Here is a 24,554-nt window from a genome sequence, read left to right on the forward strand (position 1 = left end):
AAATGGATAGTTCGTTTACTCCCATTGAGCAAATGCTCAAGTTCCGCGCCAGCCGCCATGAAGATTTCCCGTTCCAGGAGATTCTGTTAACTCGTCTTTGCATGCATATGCAAGGTAAGCTGCTGGAAAATCGCAATAAAATGCTCAAAGCGCAGGGAATTAACGAGACATTATTTATGGCGCTGATTACGCTGGAGTCGCAGGAAAACCACAGCATTCAGCCGTCCGAGCTGAGCTGTGCGCTGGGCTCGTCGCGTACCAACGCCACCCGTATCGCTGATGAACTGGAAAAACGCGGCTGGATTGAACGTCGCGAGAGCGATAACGATCGTCGCTGTCTGCATCTGCAGCTGACCGAAAAGGGCCATCAGTTTTTGCGTGAAGTCCTGCCGCCGCAGCATAACTGCCTGCACCAGCTGTGGTCTTCACTCAGCACCAGCGAAAAAGATCAGCTCGAACACATTACCCGCAAACTCCTGAGCCGCCTTGACCAGATGGAAGAAGAAGGCGTGCTGGCGGACTCTCTACGCTAAGGGCGGCGTCGCCCAGCCCATTTTTACGTTGCAAGGAAAACAGCCAGGCCAGCAGATCTCTGCTGGCCTTTCTGATAAACAGGTCGGCTCAGCCGATGTGAAATAATAAGATCGTGGAGAATAACATGAGCGCAAATGCGGAGAGCCAAACCCCGCAGCAACCAGGCAGCAAAAAAGGGAAGCGTAAAGGCGCCCTTCTGTTGCTGACATTGCTCTTCATTATTATTGCCGTGGCATATGGGATTTACTGGTTTCTGGTACTGCGTCACTACGAAGAGACCGACGATGCCTACGTGGCAGGGAACCAGGTACAAATTATGGCCCAGGTCTCGGGCAGCGTGACCAAAGTCTGGGCAGACAACACGGACTATGTGCAGAAAGGCGATCCGCTGGTCACTCTCGATCAGACCGATGCCCAACAGGCGTTTGAGAAAGCCAAAACGCAGCTGGCCGCCAGCGTGCGTCAAACCCGTCAGCAGATGATCAACAGCAAGCAGCTGCAGGCGAATATTGACGTCAAAAAGACCGCCCTCGCCCAGGCGCAGGCTGACCTGAACCGCCGCATCCCGCTGGGCGCCGCGAACCTCATCGGCCGCGAAGAGCTGCAGCACGCCCGCGACACCGTCGCCAGCGCGCAGGCCGAGCTTGACGTGGCGATCCAGCAGTACAACGCCAACCAGGCGATCGTGCTGGGTACCAAACTGGAACAGCAGCCGGCGGTGCTGCAGGCGGCGACCGAAGTGCGTAACGCCTGGCTGGCCCTGCAGCGTACGCAGATCGTCAGCCCGATTAGCGGCTACGTTTCCCGCCGCTCGGTACAGCCTGGGGCGCAGATCGGCACCACCACGCCGCTGATGGCGGTGGTTCCGGCGACCAACCTGTGGATCGACGCTAACTTTAAAGAGACCCAGCTGGCGCATATGCGCATCGGCCAGCCGGCCACCGTAATCAGCGACATCTATGGCGATGACGTGAAATACACCGGCAAGGTGGTTGGTCTGGATATGGGAACCGGAAGCGCCTTCTCCCTGCTGCCGGCGCAGAACGCCACCGGCAACTGGATCAAAGTGGTACAGCGCTTGCCGGTCCGCATCGAGCTGGATGAAAAACAGCTGGCGGAACACCCGCTGCGCATCGGCCTCTCGACGCTGGTGGAAGTAAACACCACCGATCGCGATGGCGAAATGCTGGCAAGCCAGGTGCGGAGCTCCCCGGTCTACGAGAGCAATGCCCGTGAAATCGCTCTCGATCCGGTCAATAAACTGATAGACGAGATCATTCAGGCCAACGCCGGATAATTCGGGGTGAGTGTAATGCAACAGCAAAAACCGCTGGAAGGCGCGCAGCTGGTCATCATGACCATTGCGCTGTCGCTCGCGACGTTCATGCAGGTGCTGGATTCCACTATCGCCAACGTGGCGATCCCGACCATCGCCGGTAACCTTGGCTCATCGCTGAGCCAGGGGACCTGGGTCATCACCTCGTTCGGGGTCGCTAACGCCATCTCCATTCCGATCACCGGGTGGCTGGCCAAGCGCGTGGGCGAGGTGAAGCTGTTCCTGTGGTCCACCACCGCTTTCGCCATCGCCTCCTGGGCCTGCGGCGTCTCCAACAGCCTGACGATGCTGATCTTCTTCCGCGTCATTCAGGGGATTGTTGCCGGGCCGCTGATCCCGTTGTCGCAAAGTCTGTTGCTCAGCAACTATCCGCCGGCGAAACGCTCTATCGCCCTGGCGCTGTGGTCGATGACGGTGATCGTCGCCCCCATCTGCGGCCCGATCCTCGGCGGCTATATCAGCGATAACTACCACTGGGGATGGATCTTCTTTATCAACGTGCCCATTGGCGTGGCGGTGGTGCTGATGACCCTGCAGACCCTGCGCAACCGGGAAACCAAAACCGAACAGCGGCGTATCGACGGCGTCGGCCTGGCGCTGCTGATCATCGGTATCGGTAGCCTGCAGGTGATGCTGGACCGGGGTAAAGAGCTGGACTGGTTCTCCTCCAATGAAATTATCATTCTGACCATCGTGGCGGTGGTGGCGATAAGCTTCCTGATCGTCTGGGAGCTGACCGACGATAACCCGATTGTCGATCTGTCGCTGTTTAAGTCGCGCAACTTCACCATCGGCTGCCTCTGTATCAGCCTGGCCTACATGCTCTACTTCGGGGCCATCGTGCTGCTGCCGCAGCTGTTGCAGGAGGTCTACGGCTACACCGCGACCTGGGCCGGCCTGGCGTCAGCGCCGGTGGGGGTGATCCCGGTCATTCTGTCGCCGATTATCGGCCGCTTTGCGCATAAGCTCGATATGCGACGGCTGGTCACCTTCAGCTTTATCATGTACGCCGTCTGCTTCTACTGGCGCGCCTGGACCTTCGAACCGGGGATGGACTTTGGCGCCTCGGCGTGGCCGCAGTTTATCCAGGGCTTCGCGGTAGCCTGCTTCTTCATGCCGTTGACCACCATCACCCTCTCCGGCCTGCCGCCGGAACGGCTGGCGGCGGCGTCGAGCTTGTCGAACTTCACCCGTACCCTTGCCGGCTCCATCGGGACCTCGATCACCACCACCCTGTGGACCAACCGCGAGGCGCTGCACCATGCGCAGCTCACCGAATCGGTGACGCCGTTCAACCCCAACGCGCAGCAGATCTACGATCAGCTGCAGGGGATGGGAATGACGCAGCAGCAGGCATCCGGCTGGATAGCGCAGCAGATAACCAACCAGGGACTGATTATCTCCGCCAACGAAATCTTCTGGATCTCAGCGGCCATTTTCATCCTGCTGTTGGGACTGGTGTGGTTCGCCAGACCCCCGTTCAGCGCCGGCGGCGGCGGCGGCGGCGCGCACTAAGCCTCACATTAAGGGACCTGCGGGTCCCTTTTTTACGGCGTCAGGTTGTCCAGTTCTCGCTAGTTTCTGTCTCGTTTGCGAAAGCCCGCCAGCCGGCGCTCGGGCAGGATAGAGGCTGACTATTAAGGAGAACACTATGCTGAGCCATCCTGCTGAAAAGTACCGTCCCTATCCGCCGATTACCCTGCCCGACCGCCGCTGGCCGGACCGGCAAATCAGCCACGCCCCGCGCTGGCTGTCGACCGACCTGCGCGACGGCAACCAGGCGCTGGCGGAGCCCATGGACAGCGCCCGCAAACTGCAGTTCTGGGATCTGCTGCTGGAGTGCGGCTTTAAAGAGATTGAGGTCGCCTTCCCTTCCGCCTCGCAAACCGATTTCAACTTTGTCCGCCAGCTGATTGACGAACAGCGCATCCCGGAGGAGGTCACCATCCAGGTGCTGACCCAGGCGCGGGACCCGCTGATCCTGCGCACCTTTGAAGCGCTGCGCGGCGCCCGCCGGGCTACCGTCCACCTCTACAACGCCACCGCGCCGCTGTTCCGCGAACTGGTTTTCGGTATGGACAAGGCCGAGGTGATCGCCCTCGCGACCCGCGCCACCCGGCTTATCCGCCAGCAGTGTGAACAACAGCCGGAGACCCGCTGGCAATATGAATATTCGCCTGAAACCTTCTGCTTCACCGAACCGGAGTTTGCGCTCGAGATTTGCGAAGCGGTGGCGGACGTCTGGCAGCCCTGCGCCGAGCGACCGATGATCGTCAATCTGCCGGCGACGGTGGAGGTCAACACCCCCAACGTCTATGCCGATCAGATCGAGTACTTTTGCCGCCACTTCTCCCGCCGCGGCGAGGTCTGCATCAGCGTGCATCCTCACAATGACCGCGGTACCGGCGTCGCCAGCGCCGAGCTGGCGGTGATGGCCGGCGCCGACCGGGTGGAAGGCTGCCTGTTCGGCAACGGCGAACGCACCGGCAACGTCTGCCTGGTGACGCTGGCGATGAACCTCTACAGCCAGGGCGTCGACCCTGAGCTTCGCTTCGAGCAGATGAACCGGGTGGTGGAAGTGGTGGAAAACTGCAATCAGATCCCCGTGCACCCGCGCCACCCGTGGGCGGGAAGTCTGGCCTATACTGCCTTCTCCGGTTCCCATCAGGATGCGATCAAAAAAGGGTTTGATGCCCGTCAGCCTGGCGACCCATGGCGGATGCCCTACCTGCCCATTGACCCGCAGGATATTGGCTGCAGCTATGAGGCGGTGATCCGCGTCAACAGCCAGTCGGGGAAAAGCGGCAGCGCCTGGCTTATCGAACAAAATCATGGTCTGAAGCTGCCCCGCGGGCTGCAGCAGGACTTCAGCCAGCACGTTCAGCAGGCCACCGATAGCGACGGCAAAGAGATGACCCACCATGCGCTGTGGCAGCTGTTCCGCACGCGCTACGGGCTGCAGGCGCAGCCTGCGCTGACGCTGGTCGATTATCAGAGCGCCAGCCAGCAGGATGGCCAGCTGTCCCTGCAGGCGACGCTGCGTCACCACGGCGAAACCCGACGCCTGCAGGGCCAGGGCAACGGCCTGCTCTCCGCCGCCGCCAGCGGCCTCAGCGCGCTGTTTCGGCAGCCGTTTATGATCAAGGACTATCATGAGCATACCCTCGGCGCGCGCAGCGACAGCCGGTCGGTGGCCTATATCCGCTGCGTTTTTCCGCAAGGAGAGAGCTACTGGGGCGTGGGTATCGATAATGACGTGGCGCGCGCCTCGCTGCAGGCGCTGTGCAATGCGCTCAGCGCCGCCGATCAGGCCGGCGGACGAAAATAGTCGCTGGGGGCGACGCCCATCACCCGACGAAACATGGCGCTGAAGGCGCTGTGGCTGCCGTAGCCCAGCTCCAGCGCCACCCGCAGGACGGAGTGGCCTTGCGCCAGGCGAATCAACGCTTCCATTAGCTTCGCCCGGCGCACCCACTCGCGCCACGTCAGGCTCGTCTGCTGCTGAAAATGGCGGTTCAGAGTTCGCTCGCTCATGCTGCAGGCCTTCGCCGCCTGGCTGCTGCTCCAGACGTCGCCCGGCGCCTCGCGCACCTGCTGGCACAGCCGGCGCAGCGTTTCGCTTTGCGGCTCCGGCAGGCCAAACGGCAGGATCGCCATCCCGCGGATCTCATCGAGGATCAGCTCATAAATCCGTTCGTCGCGGCTGGCGGGGGCATAGCGCTCTGCCAGCGCCAGGGAAGAGACGATCAGTTCCCGCAGCAGCGGCGTGATCTGTACGATCTGGCAGCCCGCCGGAAGATCGGCGCGCGCCAGCGGATCGATAAACAACGTGCGCGCCGCGACGTTGCCGGTCATGCGCAGCGCGTGGGGCGTTCCCGCCGGCAGCCAGACGCCGCGCCCGGGCGGCACCACCCAGTAGCCTGCCGGCGTCGCCACCCGCACCACGCCGCTTAAAATATGCAGCAGCTGGGCGCAGTCATGCTGATGCCAGTCTTCCTGGTCACCGTGAGCGTAATCATGGGCAAAGGGCACCAGCGGGCGGTGCTGAAAGGAGAAGGTGGTGGTGGTCGTCATGGCGGCGTCGGGAGAGCGGCCCGGCGACAGGCGTCGGGCCGCGGCGGAAGCACTAGATGTGCAGTTCCTGCAGTTTTTCTTTCGGCAACGCCAGTTCGTCGTTGCTGTTGATGCGCACATCGCGCTCAATGATATGACGAGCGATCTCCTGCGCCTCTTCCAGCGAGTGCATGGTATAGGTCCCGCACTGGTAGACGTTCAGCTCCGGGATCTGGTTCTGATCTTGCACCTTCAGCACGTCGGCCATCGCCGCTTTCCAGGCGTCGGCGACGCGCTGCTCGTCCGGCGTACCAATCAGGCTCATATAGAACCCGGTGCGGCAGCCCATCGGCGAAATGTCGATAATTTCCACGCCATTCCCGTTCAGGTGATCGCGCATAAAGCCGGCGAACAGGTGCTCCAGGGTGTGGATACCGCGCTCCGGCATCACTTCCTGGTTCGGCACGCAGAAGCGCAGATCGAATACGGTGATTTCATCGCCATGCGGCGTGTTCATTTTCTTCGCGACACGCACCGCTGGGGCTTCCATTCGGGTATGGTCGACTGTGAAACTATCTAACAACGGCATTCGTCACCTCCGGGAGTGAATTTTTTTAAAATAAAATGAACTCTTTGTTCAGCCGCGAGTCTCAGTATATGAAAGACGCGCATTTATTATCATCATCATCCCTGAATCAGAGATGAAAGTTTGGCCACAGTGATGTGGCCTTTTTCTTTTCCAGCGCTACGCGTGCCGCGCCAACAGCGCCTCAAACGGCTCGCTGTCTTCCGCTTCTACTTTCTTCTGTCGCGCCACCGACGCGTCGCGCTCGGCGATGAAATCTTCTTCGCTCAGGATCTCCAGCGGCTCTTCACGCAGCTGGGTCCGGTAACGATCGGCCAGCGCACGGCCGGTTCCGCCAATCCCTTCTTCAATCATAGAACGCAGAATGCGGGCTGAGAAGGTTAATTCCGGATCGTCAAAACAGGCCAGCAGCTCATCGCAGACCTGTTGATAGGCCTCGCCGCCGTGAATGCTATCCAGCGTCTGCGCCACGCGGCGTAAATCGCGGAACAGATCTTTACCTACCTGCGCCAGCGGGAACTGCGCGCTTTCGCAGCCGATGCCCAACGTTAAGCCCGGCTTACGGCCTTCCAGAATCACCCGATTCCAGTTGGTGCGGGTGCACAGCAGCTCATCGCTGCTCATCTCCGGCGCGTCGGCCAGCGCGCACCAAACCATAAACAGATCGAGGAAACGCACCTGCTGGGCGTCAACGCCGATCGGCGAGAACGGGTTGATATCCAGCGAACGCACTTCAATGTACTCAATGCCGCCGCGCAGCAGCGCATCGGACGGGGTTTCGCCCCGGCGGGTGACGCGTTTCGGGCGGATCGGCGCATAGAGTTCGTTTTCAATCTGCAGGATATTGCTGTTGATCTGCAGATACTTACCGTCTTTTTCCAGCCCGATTTTGGCGTACTCTTCCGACGGCGTTTTAATCGCGCGCTTCAATCCTGCCACATACTCGTGCAGATCGTTAAACGTAATTCCGAGATTGCTTTGCGACTTATTGGTATAACCGAGGTCGCTGAGGCGCAGCGAGGTGGCGTACGGCAGGTAGTACATGCCGTTGCCCGTCTCCTCAAAGGGCAGCGACGTCGGCTTTCCTTGCAGGAATGAAGAGCAAATCGCCGGCGAGGCGCCGAACAGATACGGGATCACCCAGCCAAAGCGATAGTAGTTACGAATCGTGCGGAAATAGCCTGCCGAAATGGCCTCTTTCCCGCTTTCTGCGTCTTCCACACCGCACTTCGCCTGCCAGAACGTCATCGGCAGCGAGAAGTTATAGTGCACGCCGGAGATAGTCTGCATCAGCGCGCCGTAGCGGTTCTTCAGCCCCTCGCGATACAGCGTTTTCAGGCGTCCCACGTTAGAGGTGCCGTACTGCGCCAGCTCAATATCCTGACCGGGGGCGATATAGCAAGGCATGCTCAGCGGCCACATCCGCTCGTCACCAAGCTGACGCGCGGTATAGCGATGGACATCGCGCATAAAGGTCAGCATATGCTCAATATCGCCGTCCACCGGCGTAATAAACTCGAGTAAAGCTTCGGCAAAATCGGTGGTAATCCATTTATGCGTCAGCGCTGAGCCTAACGCCAGAGGGTGACCGGTCGTCGCCAGCGTACCGTCTGCGTTCACGCGCAGCGTCTCCCGCTCCAGACCACGTTGAATACCCTGCAGGGCCTGCGGATGTTTTTCCAGCCAGGCCAGCGCCTGTGATACGTCCGGGATCAATTTGACCTCCCGCCTGTCGAAATCGTTTGAATAAGCATAATTGTAATGGATGAACTATCAGTCCAATTAGTGCCACCACGTCATGCCCTGAAGCGTCGCTGCCGCAATGACGATATAGCGCAGCGCCTTTCCAAGGCATAAGAAAAAGAGTACCGGTCCCCAGGAAATGCGCATCCATCCCGCCAGCAAACACAGTAAATCGCCGACAACCGGCGCCCAGCTTAGCAACAGCGTCACCGCGCCGTAGCGCTTAAGCCAGCCGGCCGCCCGCTCCTGCCAGCGCGAGGTTTTACGCAGCGGAAACAGGCGCCCCAGAATAACGTTAGTTACCCCTCCAAGGCTATTGCCGATTGTTGCTATTAATACTAACCACCACGGATGACTAACCCCCGTAAGAAGCATCGCAACCAGCACAACCTCCGAATTGCCGGGAAGCAGCGTGGCGCTTAAAAAGCTACTGGCAAACAGCGAGAGGAGTGACAGCGCGTCGCTCACAGCAAACGCACGTCTACAGCGTCCATTCCCGCGCGCTTCGCCGCCTGCAGACCAAAGTCGGCATCTTCGAAGACCACGCATTTTTCCGGCGCGACGCCCATGCGCTCGGCGCACAGCAGGAAGGTATCGGGCGCGGGTTTATGGTTGACCACATGATCGGCCGCCACCACCGCGGAGAAGTAATGACGCAGGCCCAAGTGCGCCAGCAGCGCTTCGGCGACGGCGCTTTCACTACCGGTGCCGACCGACATCGGGCGACGGCCGTGCCACGCTTTGACCACCTCGATCAGCGGCAATGGGCGTACGCTATCCAGCAGCATCGCCTTAACGGCCAGGGTTTTTTCCTGCGCCAGGCGATGTGGATCGAGATCCGCCTGGTTGAGTTCAATAATCGCCTGGGCAATCCGCCAGGTCGGTGAGCCATTGAGGGCGACCATCGCCTGTTCGTCGAAACGCATACCGTAGCGGCCCAGCACCTCGTTCCATGCCTGACGGTGGGTCGGCTCGGTATCGAGGATGGTGCCATCCATATCAAAGATCAGTCCTGCGTAACCTTCGTACATCGTCTTCTCACCAACCGGTTAATGAATGGTTACTGTAACGCAAAAGCCGGTCGTTGTCGCGGCCAGCGGCGCAGACGACAAAGGCGCCCACAGGCGCCTTCAGGCATCAGACCGGATAGCCGGCCTTATTTAATACGCAGATCGTTTTCGACCATTCGCACACCCTGCACCCGACGGGTGACTTCCACCGCCCGTTTAGCGCTTTCCGCGGAGGAGACAAATCCGCTCAGCTGGACGCGGCCTTTAAAGGTCTGGACGCTGATTTCAGAGGACTTGATATCTTTATCGTTAAAGAGCGCCGTTTTCACCTTAGTGGTCACCACGGTATCGTCAATGTAACCGCCGGTACTTTCTTTGGTGGACGAACCGGCACAGCCAGCGAGGACCGTCGCCACCAGCAGCGTCGCGCAAAAAGCAGGTATTGCTTTGAACCATTTCATGGATTTCTCTCCTTGCATTTATCTCAGCCTGATAACGCTGATATACAAGGATAAATTATAGTGGAAAGCGCGGCTTGCCAATAAAAAAAGTCAGGATGAAACAGGGATGGAAAACGCGGTTATCGGGATGGCGAGGGAAGCGTGAAGAGGGTGCCGTTGCTTACGCAACGTTATCCGCCCTGGTGCTGGCGATAATTTCGCAGACCATGAAACAACATTTTCGCTGTTACTAAGGAGAAGGCTGTTGCTAAGGAGAATATGGTGCATCCGGGAGGATGACTCGGCTGCGCCTCGCCCTTCGGGCCGTTGCTTACGCAACGTTATCCTCCCTGGTGCTGGCGATAATTTCGCAGACCATGAAACAACATTTTCGCTGTTGCTAAGGAGAATATGGTGCATCCGGGAGGATTCGAACCTCCGACCGCTCGGTTCGTAGCCGAGTACTCTATCCAGCTGAGCTACGGATGCATCGGGAAAGCGATTGTACTGCGGGGTTACTCTCCTGGCGCTGACGATAATTTCGCAGACCATGAAACAACATTTTCGCTGTTGTTAAGGAGAATATGGTGCATCCGGGAGGATGACTCGGCTGCGCCTCGCCCTTCGGGCCGTTGCTTACGCAACGTTATCCTCCCTGGTACTGACGATAAATTCGCAGACCATGAAACAACGTTTTCGCTGTTGCTAAGGAGAATATGGTGCATCCGGGAGGATTCGAACCTCCGACCGCTCGGTTCGTAGCCGAGTACTCTATCCAGCTGAGCTACGGATGCATCAGAATAACTAGTTTACTACAGAATTCATCTGAATAATCAGAATCAGGCAAGAATGGTGCATCCGGGAGGATGACTCGTCTACGCCTCGCCCTACGGGCCGTTGCTTACGCAACGTTATCCTCCCTGGTGCTGGCGAAAATTTCGCAGACCATGTAACAACGATATTGCTGTTACTAAGGATAATATGGTGCATCCGGGAGGATTCGAACCTCCGACCGCTCGGTTCGTAGCCGAGTACTCTATCCAGCTGAGCTACGGATGCATCGGGAAACTTGCTTTACTACGCGTCAGTGTCACAACTAACACATGCCACACTGAGTATGACGGCTTAATCGGTAGAGTGACTCGATTATGCCTCGCACTGCGGGCCGCTGCTTTCACAGCGCTCTTCTCTCTTCATTCAGAAAGAAGATGGTGCATCCGGGAGGATTCGAACCTCCGACCGCTCGGTTCGTAGCCGAGTACTCTATCCAGCTGAGCTACGGATGCAAAATGGCGGTGAGGCGGGGATTCGAACCCCGGATGCAGCTTTTGACCGCATACTCCCTTAGCAGGGGAGCGCCTTCAGCCTCTCGGCCACCTCACCACACACGCCTCTTTCGAGTGCTTCGAAGAACTTGTTTCTGCTCTTCGTCGCTGCGATGGCGCACATATTACTTTCTGGTACTTATAAGTCAAACACTTTTTCGAGACCTTTTTTCGTTTGCACACTTCGCACGCAATTCGCGTGCAAAAACGGCAAAAAGGGCAATTTATCAACAGGAAATCAGCCCTGACGCAGGCATAACGCCAAACGACCAAAGCAGCAAAGGGTGATGAAAAGCGGTATGGCGCAGGGGAAAAAACAGAAAAAGGGAAAAAGCGACGGTAAGTGATGCGCCTCACTGAACAGCGAGGCGCGGAAACCTTAGTAACTGGACTGCTGGGATTTTTCAGCCTGAATACGCTGGTAGATCTCTTCACGGTGAACAGATACTTCTTTAGGGGCGTTTACGCCAATACGAACCTGGTTACCCTTCACCCCTAAAACTGTCACAGTGACCTCATCTCCAATCATGAGGGTCTCACCAACTCGACGAGTCAGAATCAGCATTCTTTGCTCCTTGAAAGATTAAAAGAGTCGGGTCTCTCGTATCCCGGCATTATCCATCATATAACGCCAAAAAGTAAGCGATGACAAATACCTTGCGGTATAAGCAGTCATGGCATCACATTCTGTTAAACCTAAGTTTAGCCGATATACACAATTTCAACCCGACTTTATCGTTATCGGTGTTTCTCGCGCAAGGTGCCATTTCCCTGAGGTTACGGCACCTATACCCGTCATACTTCAGGTTGCATGTGTGTTGGCTTTCCTCGCTCCCCCCAGTCACTTACTTGAGTAAGCTCCCGGGGATTCGCTGCGTCGCCGCCTTCCTGCAACTCGAATTATTTAGGGTATATGCGCTTATAGTTATTACAGTTTTGCGCTGACCCAGCCTTTCACACTGGCTAACGCTGCAGGGAGAGCAGACGCATCGGTACCACCGGCCTGCGCCATATCCGGACGACCGCCCCCTTTACCGCCCACCTGCTGAGCGACCATACCAACCAGCTCCCCAGCCTTCACGCGATCTGTCACATCCTTAGACACACCGGCAATCAGGGAAACTTTACCGTCTGCGACCGTAGCCAACACCACAACCGTCGAACCCAGCTGGTTCTTCAGGTCGTCAACCATGGTACGCAGCATCTTCGGCTCCACGCCGGCCAGTTCGCTGACCAGCAGCTTAACGCCGTTAATCTCTTCCGCTTTGCTGGAGAGGTTTGCGCTCTCCTGCGCCGCAGCCTGCTCTTTCAGCTGCTGCAGCTCTTTTTCCAGCTGTCGGGTACGCTCCAGCGCGGCGCGAACTTTCTCGCCGAGATTGTGGCTGTCGCCCTTCAGCAGCTGTGCGATATCGCTGAGCTGATCGCTCTGCGCGTGCAGCATGGCTATCGCGCCCTCACCGGTCACCGCTTCGATACGGCGCACGCCAGCGGCGGTACCGGACTCAGACGTGATGCGGAACAGGCCGATATCACCGGTACGCGCCGCGTGAGTCCCGCCGCACAGTTCAGTGGAGAAGTCGCCCATCTGCAGCACGCGGACGCGGTCATCGTATTTCTCGCCGAACAGCGCCATGGCGCCGGATGCGCGCGCGGCATCGATATCCATAATGTTGGTTTCGATAGCCAGGTTACGACGGATCTGCGCGTTGACCAGATCTTCCACTGCACGAATCTCTTCCGGCTTCATCGCTTCGAAATGCGAGAAGTCAAAGCGCAGCGCTTTATCGTTGACCAGCGAGCCTTTCTGCGCCACATGGGTGCCGAGCACCTGGCGCAGCGCCGCGTGCATCAGGTGCGTCGCGGAGTGGTTCAGACGGATACGCTGACGGCGAGCCTCGTCCACATCGGCCTGCACCGCGTCGCCCACTTTCAGGGAGCCGCTGGCGACTTTACCGATATGACCAATGGCCTGGCCGTACTTCTGCGTGTCGCTGACCGCGAAGGAGAAGCCCGCGCCTTTCAGTTCGCCTTTATCGCCCACCTGGCCGCCGGACTCCGCATAGAACGGGGTCTGGTCGAGGATCACCACGGCTTCCTGACCCGCGCTGACGCTATCCACCGCTTTGCCGTCGATAAACAGCGCCGTCACTTTGCCGTTCAGCTCCAGACGATCGTAACCTTTAAATTCAGAGGCGCCGTCAACGCGGATCATCGCGTTGTAGTCCGCGCCGAAACCGCTGGACTCGCGCGCGCGGCGGCGCTGCTCTTCCATGGCGGCCTCAAAGCCGGCTTCGTCAACCTTGATGTTGCGCTCGCGGCAGACGTCCGCGGTCAGGTCGACCGGGAAGCCGTAGGTGTCGTACAGACGGAAGGCGGTTTCGCCATCCAGGGTGTCGCCTTTCAGCTTCGACAGCTCTTCATCCAGCAGCGCCAGTCCGCGCTCCAGAGTACGGGCGAACTGCTCTTCTTCGGTTTTCAGCACCTGCTCAACCTGAGCCTGCTGCTGCTTCAGCTCTTCGCCGGCGGAGCCCATCACGGCAATCAGCGGGGCAACCAGTTTCCAGAAGAAGGTGTCCTTCGCGCCCAGCATGTTGCCGTGACGGATCGCGCGGCGAATGATGCGACGCAGCACGTAGCCGCGGTTTTCATTCGACGGGATAACGCCGTCAGCGATCAGGAAGGCGCAGGAGCGAATGTGGTCGGCGATAACGCGCAGCGACTTGTTCGTCAGATCGGTGGCGCCGGTGACTTTCGCCACGCTGGCGATCAGATCGCGGAACAGGTCGATGTCATAGTTGGAGTTAACGTGCTGCAGCACCGCGGCAATACGCTCCAGGCCCATACCGGTGTCGACGGACGGCTTCGGCAGCGGCTCCATGGTGCCGTCAGCCTGACGGTTGAACTGCATGAAGACGATGTTCCAGATCTCAATGTAGCGGTCGCCGTCTTCTTCCGGGCTTCCCGGAGGGCCGCCCCAGATGTGATCGCCGTGGTCAAAGAAGATTTCGGTGCACGGGCCGCACGGACCTGTGTCGCCCATCTGCCAGAAGTTGTCTGAAGCAAACGGCGCGCCTTTGTTGTCGCCGATGCGGATGATTCGCTCGCGCGGGACGCCAACTTCATTGGCCCAGATGTCGAATGCTTCGTCATCGGTCTCGTAAACGGTGACCCACAGCTTCTCTTTCGGCAGCGCGAACCAGTTCTCACCGGTCAGCAGTTCCCACGCGTATTTGATGGCATCCTGCTTGAAGTAGTCGCCGAAGCTAAAGTTGCCCAGCATTTCAAAGAAGGTGTGGTGACGCGCGGTGTAACCGACGTTTTCCAGATCGTTGTGTTTACCACCCGCACGCACGCAACGCTGCGCGGTGGTCGCACGCGAATAATTACGTTTGTCGAGACCAAGGAAAACATCCTTGAACTGGTTCATCCCTGCGTTGGTAAACAGCAGGGTCGGATCGTTGTGCGGCACCAGGGAGCTGCTGGCAACTACCTGATGTCCCTTGCTATGGAAAAAGTCGAGAAACGCCTGACGGATCTCAGCGGTGCTCTTGCTCATAATTATCCTGAAATCAAGCTACACGTCATCCTTCAAGTCGCCTCTGTCCTGGCTGCGCTTGCTCTTCCGGCACCGAACTGACGTGCGCTGCGGAAGATAGTCTCTCTTGCCGCCCTGATGCAGCTTGAATGATTTTGTGTAAAGGAATAATCGCCCAGGACGCTGCCTGCACTGTCACAACCAGCGGCCCGACGGAATAAAGTGGGAATAAGATAAGTTTTCTTTACGGCGAAGTAAAATCCCGGATGGGTCAATCTGCAAAATTTCGCCAGATTTCCTGGATATCTTCCATCAGGTAGCCACGGTACAGCAGGAATCGCTGGATTTTCACTTTTTCAGTAAAGGCGGATGGTAACGGTTCACCGTATTTACGCTGCGCCTGCGCCCTGGCAAGGCTCACCCAGTCGATATCGCATTCGCGCATCGCCTGTTCAACGGCCTGGCGCGCAATGCCTTTCTGGCTGAGCTCCTGACGAATGCGCGCGGGGCCATAGCCTTTGCGGCTCCGGCTGGCGATGAACTGGCCGACAAAACGATTATCGTCGAGATAGCGGTTTTCGATACACCAGGCCACCACCTGCTCCAGCTCTTCAGGGGTGACGTCCAGCGCCTCGGGGCCGTTTTTGCTCATCACCGGAGCGGCCAGTTTGCGCCGCAGCTCCTGTTCGCTGTGGTCGCGCATCGCCAGGATACGGATAGCGCGGTCCAGCAGACGAGCATAGCCGGATCGGCGTGATGAAGGTTCAGTCACAGGCACCTCAATAATCTAAGAAAAGCAAAAGGGCCGCATAAGCAGCCCTTTATCACTCTGTTAGACGATATCAGAAATCTTGTTCCGTTTCTTCTGCGTCGTTGCCGTCAACGGCGAAGTCCGGCGTAGAGTCCTGGTTGTTGAGCAGCAGTTCGCGCACTTTCTTCTCAATCTCTTTCGCCGCCGCCGGGTTCTCTTTCAGCCAGGTGATAGCGTTCGCTTTACCCTGACCAATTTTGTCGCCGTTGTAGCTGTACCAGGCGCCCGCTTTCTCAATCAGCTTCTCTTTCACGCCGAGGTCAACCAGCTCGCCGAAGAAGTTGATGCCTTCGCCGTAGAGGATCTGGAATTCAGCCTGTTTGAACGGCGCCGCAATCTTGTTCTTCACTACTTTGACGCGGGTTTCGCTGCCGACGACGTTATCGCCCTCTTTCACCGCGCCGATGCGACGGATATCCAGACGCACGGAGGCATAGAACTTCAGCGCGTTACCGCCGGTGGTGGTTTCCGGGTTACCGAACATCACGCCGATTTTCATACGGATCTGGTTGATAAAGATCAGCAGCGTGTTGGACTGCTTCAGGTTACCCGCCAGTTTACGCATCGCCTGGCTCATCATACGCGCCGCGAGGCCCATGTGAGAGTCGCCGATTTCGCCTTCGATTTCCGCTTTCGGCGTCAGCGCCGCGACGGAGTCGACGACGATAACGTCAACCGCGCCAGAGCGCGCCAGCGCGTCACAGATTTCCAGCGCCTGCTCGCCGGTATCCGGCTGAGAACACAGCAGGTTGTCGATATCCACGCCCAGTTTGCGCGCATAGACCGGATCCAGCGCGTGTTCCGCATCGATGAACGCACAGGTTTTACCTTCGCGCTGCGCTGCGGCGATAACCTGCAGCGTCAGGGTGGTTTTACCGGAGGATTCCGGCCCGTAGATCTCGACGATACGGCCCATTGGCAGACCGCCGGCGCCCAGCGCGATATCCAGAGAAAGCGAGCCGGTGGAGATGGTTTCTACGTCCATAGAACGGTCTTCACCCAGGCGCATGATGGAGCCTTTACCGAATTGCTTTTCGATCTGGCCCAGTGCAGCCGCCAACGCTTTCTGTTTGTTTTCGTCGATCGCCATTGTTACTCCTAATCATGCAGGGTGAAGCCTGTTCGCTTCGCCGTTAATATTTGTTCAGTTGAGGCAATTATACTGTATAGTCATACAGTATCAAGTCTTTTGTAGAAATTGTTGCCAGAGCAGATTGAGCGCGTAGGCCGTCGCCTGACGACGCACCGCTTCGCGGTCTCCGGCAAAGCATTCCCGCCGCGTCACCCCTTGCCCGCTGACGCTGGCGACGCCAAACCACACCGTCCCGACCGGCTTTTCGTCGCTGCCGCCATCCGGCCCGGCGACGCCGCTTACCGAGATGGCATAGTGCGCGCGCGCGGCGCGCAACGCGCCGATCGCCATCTCCACCACCACCGGTTCGCTCACCGCGCCGTTGTCCCGCAGCGTCGCTTCGCTGACGCCGATCATTTGCGATTTGGCCTCGTTGCTGTAGGTCACAAAACCGCGTTCAAACCACGCTGAGCTGCCGGCAATATCGGTGATGGCTTTCGCTATCCAGCCGCCGGTGCAGGATTCCGCCGTGGTCACCGTCGCGCCCTGCGCCTTCAGCGCCCGGCCGACCTTCTCGCTTAGCTGCATTAATTCTGAATCGGTCATTATCGCCCCGCTTTGCTCCGGATAAAGAGGCCATCAAAGATAGCACTTTCCACAGAGATATGGGGACGAGGTGTGGAATTTACGAGGGGACATCCAAAATGAATCATCCCGGCGGCGCCGGGATGAGAAATTGCACGATTACTTCATGCTGGCGGCGATCAGCGCCACGTTATGACGCATCATTTTGACATAGCTATCCGCGACGCCACCCGGGGCGGAGAGCGCCTCAGGATAGAGTTCTCCGCCGGGCTGCGCGCCGGTGGCGCTGGCGATCTGCTTCACCAGTCGCGGGTCAAGCTGGTTCTCCATAAACCAGGTATGGACGCCGTCCGCGTTGATTTGCTTAATCAGCGCCGCCACCTGCGCCGCGCTGGCCTCGCTCTCTGAAGAGAGCCCCTGCGGCGCGAGGAAGGTCACGTGATAAGCGCGGCCAAAATAGCCGAAGGCGTCATGGCTGGTAAGAACTTTGCGCTTTGCCTGCGGAATGGCGCTGAACTGCCCTTTCGCCCAGCCGTCGAGGGCCGTCAGTTGCTCGATATAACGCTTGCCGCTGTTCGTCAGCGCCGCTTGATCTTCCGGGTCGGCTTTCACCAGTCCATCGAGGATATTCTGCGCATACAACGCGCCGTTCGCCGCGCTGTTCCAGGCGTGGGGATCGGTCACCGTTTTTCCATCTTCATCGAGGGTATGGGTCTTGACGCCCTTCGACGCCACCACCAGCTCGCCCTTAAAACCAGAGGCCTTAATCAGGCGATCCAGCCACCCTTCCAGTCCCAGACCGTTAACCACCACCACGTCGGCCTTGCTGAGCAGCGCGCTGTCCTTCGGCGACGGCTCGAAGGTGTGCGGATCGCCATCCGGGCCGACCAGGGTATCCACATGAACATGCTCCCCGCCGACCTGCTGCACCATATCACCCAGCACCGAAAAACTGCTTACCACATTCAGCGTTTTCGCCATCGCCCCCTGCGCCATCAGGCCGAAGGCCAGCGCGACCACTATTGCACTACGTTTCATCATTTCCTTACCCCATCAATTTGCGCCAGCCGACCAGCAGTCGGCTGCGCGTGCCAAAAAACAGCGAAATAAAAAACAGCGCGCTGGCGGTCAGCACGATGGCGGGCCCGGCGGGAAGACTGGCCGCCCAGGAGAGACTCAAACCCAGCCAGGCGCAGAGCGCGCCGGAGAGCGCCGCCAGCAGCAGGATGCCCGGCAGCGTTCGCGCCCAGCAGCGCGCGGCGACCGCCGGCAGCATCATCACCCCTACCGCCATCAGCGTGCCGAGCACCTGAAACCCCGCCACCAGGTTAAGCACCAGCAGCGCCAGAAAAAGCCCATGCAGCAGCGCGGGCAGCCGGCGGTGGTTCACCTGCAGCCAGGCGCTGTCGAACGCCTCGCTGACCAGACCGCGGTAGCACAGCGCGATGCACAGCAGCGTCAGGCTGGCGACGCCGCTGACAAACAGCGCCGCGTCACGGTCCACCGCCAGAATGGAGCCAAACAGCAGATGCAGCAGGTCGACGCTGGAGCCGCGCAGCGACACCAGGGTGACGCCCAGCGCCAGCGATCCCAGATAAAATCCGGCAAAGCTGGCGTCCTCTTTTAACGGCGTCCGCCGGCTCACCCATCCCGCCACCAGCGCGACCGCGATGCCGGCGACAAAGCCGCCCAGGGTCATGGCCAGCAGCGACATGCCGCTCAGCAGATAGCCCACCGCCACGCCGGGGAGAATGGCGTGCGACAGCGCGTCGCCCATCAGGCTCATGCGCCGCAGCAGCAGGAAGACGCCCAGCATGGTGGTGCTTAGCGACAGCGCCAGACAGACCACCAGCGCCCGGCGCATAAAGCCGAATTCAATAAAAGGCTGAAAGAAGGTGTGCCAGATCATGCCGACCTCGCCTGGCTGAAGGCCGGGAGAACCGCCCGGGTGGCGCCCCAGCAGGCGCGCCGGGGGGTCAGCAGCAGCGTCTCCGGGAAAAAGTCGGCTACCCGCTGGTTATCATGCAGCACCGCCAGGATGGTCTGCCCCTGCCGGTGCATGTCGAGGATCAAATCCATCAGTTCGCGACTGGTCGCTTCATCAATGCCAGTGAAGGGCTCGTCGAGCATCACCAGCGGCGCCTGCTGCACCAGCACCCGGGCAAACAGCATGCGCTGAAACTGGCCGCCGGAGAGCGCTTCGATCGGGGTTTTCGCCAGGCTCGCCAGCCCGACCCGCTCCAGCGCCGCGCCGATGCGTCGCCGGGTATCGCCGCCCAGACCGCGCAGCAGCGACACGCCGGGCCATGCGCCCTGGCTCACCACATCCTGCACGTTGAGAGGAAACTGCGACTCGAGGGCATGGCGCTGCGCCAGCCAGCCAATCACCGGCCGCTTTCCCTGCCAGCGCAGACAGCCACTGACCGGCGGAAGAAACCCGGCGAGGGTTTTCAGCAGGGTCGATTTTCCGCAGCCATTGAGGCCAACGATTGCCGTCAGGCTGCCGGGGCATATCATCCCGCTCAGCGGAGGGGTGATCGCCACCCCGCCATAGCCGGTTACCAGTTGTTCCAGTTCAATCATGGCAGCGTCACCGCCCACCAGGTCGCCAGCCATAGCGCCGCCAGCAGCGTTCCCGCGATGGCCAGGCGCGCCGCGCCGGATGCCATAAAAACCGATGTGAACATATCCCACCCCCATTTAATGTTATAACATAACAATACAGAGGCGAAATAAGATTGTAAATCAGCGTCGGTGAGCGGAAATGTAACAAAGGTCGACAAGCGGCAGGCAAACGGGAAAAAGCAGGAGGATAAACGAGAAGTCCCCCGGTCGCGCTGCGCTTACCGGGGCTGCCAACCGGATAACAGACCGTAGCCCGGATAAGACGCTACGCGCCGCTATCCGGGGAGGCTGGGATCGGTCAGCCGGATGACAGTATTAATAACCGCCGCGGGCCTGAGAAACCGCCAGGCCAAGCTGCCAGACGGCCATGGCGTAGTGGGTGCTGTGGTTGTAGCGGGTGATGGTGTAGAAGTTAGGCAACCCGTACCAGTACTCATAGCCGGTGCCGACGTCCAGGCGCAGCAGGCTGGCCTGCTGATGGTTGCCCAGCGGCTGGGTCGGGGTTAATCCCGCCGCCGACAGCTGCGAAACGCTGTATTTGGTTTTGAAACCATTCTCCAGCCCCGGCGCCTGGCCCAGCGCCTGCACCGCCACCAGATCGCCGCTCACCCAGCCGTGCTGTTTGAAGTAGTTGGCCACGCTGCCGATCGCATCCACCGGGTCCCACAGGTTGATATGGCCGTCGCCGTTAAAGTCCACCGCGTATTGCTTATAGGAGGACGGCATAAACTGGCCGTAACCCATCGCCCCGGCGAAAGAGCCTTTCAGATCCAGCGGGTCGTCGCTTTCGCTGCGCGCCATCAGCAGGAAGGTTTCCAGCTCGGAGGAGAAGTATTCAGCACGGCGCGGATAGTTAAACGACAGGGTCGCCAGCGCGTCGAGGATGCGGGTTTTGCCCATCACCCGGCCCCAACGGGTCTCCACGCCGATAATGCCGACAATGATTTCCGGCGGTACGCCGTAGACCTGATAAGCGCGGTTGAGCGCGTCCTGATACTGATTCCAGAACACCACGCCGTTCTGCACGTTATCCGGGGTAATAAACTGTTTCTTGTAGCGCAGCCAGGCGCCGGTCGGCCCGGTCGGCGGCAGGCCGGTCGGCGCCTGACGATCCATCAGCCGCAGAACGTAGTCCAGACGCTTCGCCTGCGACAGGATCTCCTGCAGCTGCTGCCTGTCGAAGCCGTGCTTCGCCACCATCTTATCGATGAACTGCGCCGCTGCCGGGTTGTTGGCGAAGTCGCCGCCCATCTGCATCACGTTATGCTGCGGTTCCAGCAAAAAGCCGCCGGTTCCACTCGCCATCTCCGTTTCCGCGGGAGTCTTGGGTTTGCTGCTGCAGGCAGCGAGGAGCACACAAAGGGGAAGTACAGCCAGAGAGCGACGCTTCAACATGGGAATTCCGTTTAACAAATTCAGCAAGGGATAATTATGGTAAAGCATGCGACGACCAACAAGAAAGCGACAATCTGTTTGTAGACAAAATAGTCCTTCACCGCCCCCCTTCCTGGATGCTGTCATGCGCCTCGCGATTTCATCCTCTCAGCGTCAATCTTTCGAAATAAAATATTTACCTTTCATTTTGAGATCTATTTAACACTTTAAAACCTTTCAAAGTGATTAAAATCAGCCTGCAGTTAGCAAGAAAAATAACATGCTGAAGGAGAGAACAATGATTGACGTCGTGACCCACGGCGCAGAGTGGTTTATCGGCCTGTTTCAGAAAGGCGGCGAGGTATTTACCGGAATGGTGACCGGGATCCTCCCCTTGCTGATCAGTCTGCTGGTGATCATGAACGCGCTGATCAACTTTATCGGCCAGCAGCGGATCGAAAAACTGGCGCAGCGCTGCGCCGGGAACCCGATCTCCCGCTACCTGCTGTTGCCCTGCATCGGCACCTTTGTGTTTTGTAACCCGATGACCCTGAGCCTGGGCCGCTTTATGCCAGAGAAGTACAAGCCCAGCTATTACGCGGCGGCGTCCTACAGCTGCCACTCGATGAACGGCCTGTTTCCGCATATCAACCCCGGCGAGCTGTTCGTCTATCTCGGCATCGCCAACGGCCTCACCACCCTCGGCCTGCCGCTTGGGCCGCTGGCGGTGAGCTATCTGCTGGTCGGGCTGGTGACCAACTTCTTCCGCGGCTGGGTCACCGACCTGACCACCTCGATTTTCGAACGAAAAATGGCGATTCAGCTGGCTCAGAAAGTGCATCTGTCAGGAGCGACATCATGACCCGGATTCGTATTGAGAAAGGCACCGGCGGCTGGGGCGGCCCCCTTGAGCTCGACGTCGTCGAGGGCAAAAAGATCGTCTATATCACCGCCGGCACCCGCCCGGCGATCGTTGACCGCATCGCCAGCCTGACCGGCTGGCAGGCGGTGGACGGTTTTAAAGAGGGCGAACCGGCGGAAAGCGACATCGGCGTGGCGATTATCGACTGCGGAGGCACCCTGCGCTGCGGGCTCTACCCCAAGCGTCGCATCCCGACGGTGAATATCCATGCCACCGGCAAATCGGGGCCGCTGGCCCAGTACATCACAGAAGATATCTACGTCTCCGGCGTCAAAGAGGAGAACATTCAGCGCATCGCGACCGACAGCGCGGTAGCTCCCGAGCCGCCGGCGGAGAACAACCGCGCGGGTCGCGATTACGACGCCAGCAAAAAGATCACTGAACAGAGCGATGGCCTGCTGGCGAAGGTCGGGATGGGAATGGGCTCGGTGGTGGCGGTGCTGTTCCAGGCCGGGCGCGACACCATCGATACGGTACTGAAGACCATCCTGCCGTTTATGGCCTTCGTCTCGGCGCTGATCGGCATCATCATGGCCTCCGGCATCGGCGACTGGATCGCCCATGGCCTGGCGCCGCTGGCCAGCCATCCGCTGGGTCTGGTGACCCTGGCGCTGATCTGCTCCTTCCCGCTGCTGTCGCCGTTTCTCGGCCCCGGCGCGGTTATCGCCCAGGTGATTGGCGTACTGATCGGCGTTCAGATCGGCCTCGGCAATATTCCCCCGCACCTCGCCCTGCCGGCGCTGTTCGCCATTAACGCCCAGGCCGCCTGCGATTTTATCCCGGTAGGCCTGTCGCTGGCTGAAGCCCGCCAGGATACCGTGCGCGTCGGCGTGCCGTCGGTGCTGGTCAGCCGCTTTTTGACCGGCGCGCCAACGGTGCTGATCGCGTGGTTCGTTTCCGGATTTATTTACCAGTAAGAGGGGCCAGAACATGACCGTGATTTACCAGACCACCATTACGCACATCGGCGCCTGCGCGACGATGGCGCTGGAAGAGCAGATGCTGATCACCTTCCGCGAGGGCGCCCCGGCGGATATCGAAGCGTACTGCTTTATTCACAACCACGGCGAGCTTGCCGGCGCGCTGCAGCCGGGCGCAGAGCTGCAGCTTGGCGAGCTGCGCTACCCGGTGACCGCCGTCGGCGAGGTCGCCGAACAAAACCTGCGCGAGCTGGGCCACATCACCCTGCGCTTTGATGGTCACCGCGAAGCGGAATTCCCCGGAACCGTGCACGTCGCGGGCCCGGTGCCGGAAGGCATCGCCACCGGCTGCGTACTGAAATTTGTTGCTTAACAGGAGAGAAAGATGAATCAGGTTGCTGTTGTCATTGGCGGTGGACAAACCTTAGGAGAGTTTCTGTGCCGCGGGCTGGCCGCCGAGGGCTACCGCGTGGCGGTGGTCGATATTCAGAGCGAAAAAGCCAGCCGCGTCGCCCAGGAGATTAACGCTGAATATGGCGAAGGCATGGCGTATGGCTTCGGCGCCGACGCCACCAGCGAGGCCAGCGTCACCGCGCTGGCCCACGGAGTGGATGAGATTTTCTCGCGTGTCGACCTGCTGGTGTACAGCGCCGGCATCGCTAAAGCGGCGTTTATTAGCGACTTTGCGCTGGGGGATTTCGACCGCTCGCTGCAGGTCAATCTGGTGGGCTACTTCCTCTGCGCCCGCGAGTTTTCCCGGCTGATGATCCGCGACGGCATTAAGGGACGCATCATTCAGATCAACTCGAAATCCGGCAAAGTGGGCAGCAAGCACAACTCCGGCTACAGCGCGGCGAAGTTCGGCGGCGTCGGCCTGACCCAGTCGCTGGCGCTGGATCTGGCGGAGTACGGCATTACCGTACACTCACTGATGCTCGGTAATCTGCTGAAGTCGCCGATGTTCCAGTCGCTGCTGCCGCAGTACGCCACCAAGCTCGGTATCGATGAGAGCGAGGTCGAGCAGTACTACATCGACAAGGTGCCCCTGAAGCGCGGTTGCGAATATCAGGATGTGTTGAACGTCCTGATGTTTTACGCCAGCCCGCAGGCGTCATACTGCACCGGTCAGTCGATCAACGTTACCGGCGGCCAGGTGATGTTTTAAAGGGATCCCGGATGGCGCCGCGCTTATCCGGGCTACAAAACGGTAGGTCGGATAAGGCGTTAGCCGCCACCCGACAAAAATACGGCACCGCGGGTCGCTCGGGTTAGGCGCTCGCGCCGCGACCCGGGTTGTTCCCGGCCCCCTTAAGGAGACACCTATGGTTACCGCACTCATCACCGTCGCCGCCATCGCCTGGCTTACCCAACTGGCCTTCGGCGGCTGGCAGATCCGCCGCTTCAATCGCGCCTTCGACAGCCTGTGCCAGCAGGGTCGGGTGGGGGTCGGCCGCTCCGCCGGGCGCTTTCAACCGCGCGCCATCGTCGCTATCGCCGTTGATGATGACAACCGCATTTGCGACACGCTGCTGATGAAAGGCTTCACCATTTTCGCCCGACCGCAAAAAATCCCCGCGCTGGACGGCAAACATATCGGGGAATTGCAGCCTGATGTGATCTTTCCCCATGATCCGCGCTGTCAGAATGCACTATCATTAGCGCTTAATCCGAAACATGGATAAT

24 protein-coding genes and 5 tRNA genes are annotated in these 24,554 nt (G+C 59.3%); 9 read left to right on the forward strand and 20 right to left on the reverse strand.

All coding sequences use genetic code 11. The features are described from left to right. Positions 1–2 precede the first annotated feature (2 nt). The 4 genes from mprA to leuA all read left to right on the forward strand — a co-directional run bounded on the left by mprA (position 3) and on the right by leuA (position 5,198). Positions 3–533 (forward strand): transcriptional repressor MprA, encoded by a 531-nt coding sequence (gene mprA / locus ACOI7D_RS22665; protein ID WP_002914337.1) that lies wholly within the window; start codon positions 3–5, stop codon positions 531–533. Between the two features lie 125 nt (positions 534–658). After that, on the forward strand, positions 659–1,831 hold the full coding sequence (gene emrA, locus ACOI7D_RS22670) for a multidrug efflux MFS transporter periplasmic adaptor subunit EmrA (RefSeq protein WP_004205697.1): 1,173 nt from the start codon (positions 659–661) through the stop codon (positions 1,829–1,831). Positions 1,832–1,846: 15 nt separating this feature from the next. Further along, the gene (gene emrB / locus ACOI7D_RS22675; protein ID WP_002914342.1) at positions 1,847–3,385 is read left to right on the forward strand and encodes a multidrug efflux MFS transporter permease subunit EmrB; all 1,539 of its coding nucleotides are present in this window, start codon (positions 1,847–1,849) and stop codon (positions 3,383–3,385) included. 136 nt (positions 3,386–3,521) lie between these two features. After that, the gene (gene leuA / locus ACOI7D_RS22680; RefSeq protein WP_023290757.1) at positions 3,522–5,198 is read left to right on the forward strand and encodes a 2-isopropylmalate synthase; all 1,677 of its coding nucleotides are present in this window, start codon (positions 3,522–3,524) and stop codon (positions 5,196–5,198) included. On the opposite strand, the gene ACOI7D_RS22685 is transcribed toward leuA, so the two are convergent. The 20 genes from ACOI7D_RS22685 to mltB all read right to left on the reverse strand — a co-directional run bounded on the left by ACOI7D_RS22685 (position 5,177) and on the right by mltB (position 21,050). Next, the gene (locus ACOI7D_RS22685) at positions 5,177–5,944 is read right to left on the reverse strand and encodes an AraC family transcriptional regulator (protein ID WP_032456498.1); all 768 of its coding nucleotides are present in this window, start codon (positions 5,942–5,944) and stop codon (positions 5,177–5,179) included. The genes leuA and ACOI7D_RS22685 overlap by 22 nt on opposite strands. 52 nt (positions 5,945–5,996) lie before the next feature. Beyond that, entirely contained in the window at positions 5,997–6,512 is a 516-nt protein-coding gene (gene luxS, locus ACOI7D_RS22690; RefSeq protein ID WP_023290759.1) for an S-ribosylhomocysteine lyase, read from the reverse strand. Positions 6,513–6,668: 156 nt separating this feature from the next. Continuing rightward, positions 6,669–8,225, reverse strand: coding sequence for a glutamate--cysteine ligase (gene gshA, locus ACOI7D_RS22695; RefSeq protein ID WP_023290760.1), 1,557 nt, complete (start codon positions 8,223–8,225; stop codon positions 6,669–6,671). A 66-nt stretch (positions 8,226–8,291) separates the two neighbouring features. Continuing rightward, positions 8,292–8,720 carry a YqaA family protein gene (locus tag ACOI7D_RS22700; RefSeq protein WP_023290761.1) on the reverse strand — a complete coding sequence of 143 codons (429 nt, stop codon included), beginning with the start codon at positions 8,718–8,720 and terminating at the stop codon, positions 8,292–8,294. Then, positions 8,717–9,283: a fructose-1-phosphate/6-phosphogluconate phosphatase gene (yqaB, locus tag ACOI7D_RS22705; RefSeq protein WP_004205690.1), complete on the reverse strand. Its 567-nt coding sequence runs from the start codon at positions 9,281–9,283 to the stop codon at positions 8,717–8,719. The genes ACOI7D_RS22700 and yqaB overlap by 4 nt, the downstream gene beginning before the upstream one ends. A gap of 125 nt (positions 9,284–9,408) precedes the next feature. Then, positions 9,409–9,723: a BON domain-containing protein gene (locus ACOI7D_RS22710; RefSeq protein ID WP_023290762.1), complete on the reverse strand. Its 315-nt coding sequence runs from the start codon at positions 9,721–9,723 to the stop codon at positions 9,409–9,411. A 391-nt stretch (positions 9,724–10,114) separates the two neighbouring features. Further along, positions 10,115–10,191, reverse strand: a tRNA-Arg gene (locus tag ACOI7D_RS22715). A gap of 228 nt (positions 10,192–10,419) precedes the next feature. Then, positions 10,420–10,496, reverse strand: a tRNA-Arg gene (locus ACOI7D_RS22720). Between the two features lie 188 nt (positions 10,497–10,684). Beyond that, positions 10,685–10,761 (reverse strand) — tRNA-Arg (locus tag ACOI7D_RS22725). A gap of 150 nt (positions 10,762–10,911) precedes the next feature. Further along, a tRNA-Arg gene (locus tag ACOI7D_RS22730) sits at positions 10,912–10,988 on the reverse strand. Positions 10,989–10,992: 4 nt separating this feature from the next. Next, a tRNA-Ser gene (locus ACOI7D_RS22735) sits at positions 10,993–11,085 on the reverse strand. Between the two features lie 321 nt (positions 11,086–11,406). Further along, a complete protein-coding gene (gene csrA, locus ACOI7D_RS22740; RefSeq protein WP_000906486.1) occupies positions 11,407–11,592 on the reverse strand; it encodes a carbon storage regulator CsrA in 186 nt (61 codons plus the stop codon). A 363-nt stretch (positions 11,593–11,955) separates the two neighbouring features. Then, positions 11,956–14,583, reverse strand: coding sequence for an alanine--tRNA ligase (gene alaS / locus ACOI7D_RS22745; RefSeq protein WP_032453813.1), 2,628 nt, complete (start codon positions 14,581–14,583; stop codon positions 11,956–11,958). A 250-nt stretch (positions 14,584–14,833) separates the two neighbouring features. Continuing rightward, positions 14,834–15,334 carry a recombination regulator RecX gene (recX, locus tag ACOI7D_RS22750; protein ID WP_023290764.1) on the reverse strand — a complete coding sequence of 167 codons (501 nt, stop codon included), beginning with the start codon at positions 15,332–15,334 and terminating at the stop codon, positions 14,834–14,836. Positions 15,335–15,404: 70 nt separating this feature from the next. Then, positions 15,405–16,463 (reverse strand): recombinase RecA, encoded by a 1,059-nt coding sequence (recA, locus tag ACOI7D_RS22755; RefSeq protein ID WP_004205686.1) that lies wholly within the window; start codon positions 16,461–16,463, stop codon positions 15,405–15,407. Positions 16,464–16,553: 90 nt separating this feature from the next. Further along, complete coding sequence (gene pncC / locus ACOI7D_RS22760; protein WP_109547017.1) at positions 16,554–17,051, reverse strand: nicotinamide-nucleotide amidase; 498 nt, start codon at positions 17,049–17,051, stop codon at positions 16,554–16,556. A gap of 138 nt (positions 17,052–17,189) precedes the next feature. Beyond that, positions 17,190–18,068, reverse strand: a complete 879-nt coding sequence (locus ACOI7D_RS22765; RefSeq protein ID WP_032453816.1) for a metal ABC transporter substrate-binding protein — start codon at positions 18,066–18,068, stop codon at positions 17,190–17,192. Positions 18,069–18,075: 7 nt separating this feature from the next. After that, positions 18,076–18,939 (reverse strand): metal ABC transporter permease, encoded by an 864-nt coding sequence (locus ACOI7D_RS22770; protein WP_023290767.1) that lies wholly within the window; start codon positions 18,937–18,939, stop codon positions 18,076–18,078. Continuing rightward, on the reverse strand, positions 18,936–19,646 hold the full coding sequence (locus tag ACOI7D_RS22775; RefSeq protein ID WP_072413489.1) for a metal ABC transporter ATP-binding protein: 711 nt from the start codon (positions 19,644–19,646) through the stop codon (positions 18,936–18,938). The genes ACOI7D_RS22770 and ACOI7D_RS22775 overlap by 4 nt, the downstream gene beginning before the upstream one ends. Before the next feature lie 324 nt (positions 19,647–19,970). Next, the gene (mltB, locus tag ACOI7D_RS22780; protein ID WP_023290770.1) at positions 19,971–21,050 is read right to left on the reverse strand and encodes a lytic murein transglycosylase B; all 1,080 of its coding nucleotides are present in this window, start codon (positions 21,048–21,050) and stop codon (positions 19,971–19,973) included. A 277-nt stretch (positions 21,051–21,327) separates the two neighbouring features. Between mltB and srlA the strand changes: the two genes are divergently transcribed. From srlA to gutM, 5 genes are all read left to right on the forward strand, one after another. Next, a complete protein-coding gene (gene srlA, locus ACOI7D_RS22785) occupies positions 21,328–21,891 on the forward strand; it encodes a PTS glucitol/sorbitol transporter subunit IIC (protein ID WP_004205677.1) in 564 nt (187 codons plus the stop codon). Next, on the forward strand, positions 21,888–22,868 hold the full coding sequence (gene srlE, locus ACOI7D_RS22790) for a PTS glucitol/sorbitol transporter subunit IIB (protein WP_032453820.1): 981 nt from the start codon (positions 21,888–21,890) through the stop codon (positions 22,866–22,868). Before srlA ends, srlE begins: the two co-directional genes overlap by 4 nt. A gap of 13 nt (positions 22,869–22,881) precedes the next feature. Continuing rightward, positions 22,882–23,244, forward strand: a complete 363-nt coding sequence (gene srlB, locus ACOI7D_RS22795) for a PTS glucitol/sorbitol transporter subunit IIA (RefSeq protein ID WP_032453821.1) — start codon at positions 22,882–22,884, stop codon at positions 23,242–23,244. 12 nt (positions 23,245–23,256) lie between these two features. Continuing rightward, on the forward strand, positions 23,257–24,036 hold the full coding sequence (gene srlD, locus ACOI7D_RS22800; protein ID WP_002914815.1) for a sorbitol-6-phosphate dehydrogenase: 780 nt from the start codon (positions 23,257–23,259) through the stop codon (positions 24,034–24,036). A gap of 157 nt (positions 24,037–24,193) precedes the next feature. Next, the gene (gene gutM, locus ACOI7D_RS22805) at positions 24,194–24,553 is read left to right on the forward strand and encodes a transcriptional regulator GutM (RefSeq protein WP_023290773.1); all 360 of its coding nucleotides are present in this window, start codon (positions 24,194–24,196) and stop codon (positions 24,551–24,553) included. The last annotated feature ends 1 nt before the right edge of the window (position 24,554 follow it).

Origin of the sequence: Klebsiella sp. C360, from assembly GCF_048822415.1 — a bacterium.
In the GTDB taxonomy this organism is placed as follows: Bacteria; Pseudomonadota; Gammaproteobacteria; order Enterobacterales; family Enterobacteriaceae; genus Klebsiella; species Klebsiella quasipneumoniae.

Excerpts from the sequence above, each read along its gene's own strand:
- recA (WP_004205686.1), bottom strand. The coding sequence starts at position 16,463 with ATGGCGATCGACGAAAACAAACAGAAAGCGTTGGCGGCTGCACTGGGC.
- mltB (WP_023290770.1), bottom strand. The coding sequence starts at position 21,050 with ATGTTGAAGCGTCGCTCTCTGGCTGTACTTCCCCTTTGTGTGCTCCTC.
- srlB (WP_032453821.1), top strand. The coding sequence starts at position 22,882 with ATGACCGTGATTTACCAGACCACCATTACGCACATCGGCGCCTGCGCG.
- ACOI7D_RS22710 (WP_023290762.1), bottom strand. The coding sequence starts at position 9,723 with ATGAAATGGTTCAAAGCAATACCTGCTTTTTGCGCGACGCTGCTGGTG.
- gutM (WP_023290773.1), top strand. The coding sequence starts at position 24,194 with ATGGTTACCGCACTCATCACCGTCGCCGCCATCGCCTGGCTTACCCAA.
- ACOI7D_RS22765 (WP_032453816.1), bottom strand. The coding sequence starts at position 18,068 with ATGAAACGTAGTGCAATAGTGGTCGCGCTGGCCTTCGGCCTGATGGCG.
- srlE (WP_032453820.1), top strand. The coding sequence starts at position 21,888 with ATGACCCGGATTCGTATTGAGAAAGGCACCGGCGGCTGGGGCGGCCCC.
- yqaB (WP_004205690.1), bottom strand. The coding sequence starts at position 9,283 with ATGTACGAAGGTTACGCAGGACTGATCTTTGATATGGATGGCACCATC.
- pncC (WP_109547017.1), bottom strand. The coding sequence starts at position 17,051 with ATGACCGATTCAGAATTAATGCAGCTAAGCGAGAAGGTCGGCCGGGCG.
- leuA (WP_023290757.1), top strand. The coding sequence starts at position 3,522 with ATGCTGAGCCATCCTGCTGAAAAGTACCGTCCCTATCCGCCGATTACC.
- alaS (WP_032453813.1), bottom strand. The coding sequence starts at position 14,583 with ATGAGCAAGAGCACCGCTGAGATCCGTCAGGCGTTTCTCGACTTTTTC.
- luxS (WP_023290759.1), bottom strand. The coding sequence starts at position 6,512 with ATGCCGTTGTTAGATAGTTTCACAGTCGACCATACCCGAATGGAAGCC.
- emrA (WP_004205697.1), top strand. The coding sequence starts at position 659 with ATGAGCGCAAATGCGGAGAGCCAAACCCCGCAGCAACCAGGCAGCAAA.
- ACOI7D_RS22770 (WP_023290767.1), bottom strand. The coding sequence starts at position 18,939 with ATGATCTGGCACACCTTCTTTCAGCCTTTTATTGAATTCGGCTTTATG.
- mprA (WP_002914337.1), top strand. The coding sequence starts at position 3 with ATGGATAGTTCGTTTACTCCCATTGAGCAAATGCTCAAGTTCCGCGCC.
- srlD (WP_002914815.1), top strand. The coding sequence starts at position 23,257 with ATGAATCAGGTTGCTGTTGTCATTGGCGGTGGACAAACCTTAGGAGAG.
- srlA (WP_004205677.1), top strand. The coding sequence starts at position 21,328 with ATGATTGACGTCGTGACCCACGGCGCAGAGTGGTTTATCGGCCTGTTT.
- ACOI7D_RS22685 (WP_032456498.1), bottom strand. The coding sequence starts at position 5,944 with ATGACGACCACCACCACCTTCTCCTTTCAGCACCGCCCGCTGGTGCCC.
- ACOI7D_RS22775 (WP_072413489.1), bottom strand. The coding sequence starts at position 19,646 with ATGGCTGGCGACCTGGTGGGCGGTGACGCTGCCATGATTGAACTGGAA.
- csrA (WP_000906486.1), bottom strand. The coding sequence starts at position 11,592 with ATGCTGATTCTGACTCGTCGAGTTGGTGAGACCCTCATGATTGGAGAT.
- emrB (WP_002914342.1), top strand. The coding sequence starts at position 1,847 with ATGCAACAGCAAAAACCGCTGGAAGGCGCGCAGCTGGTCATCATGACC.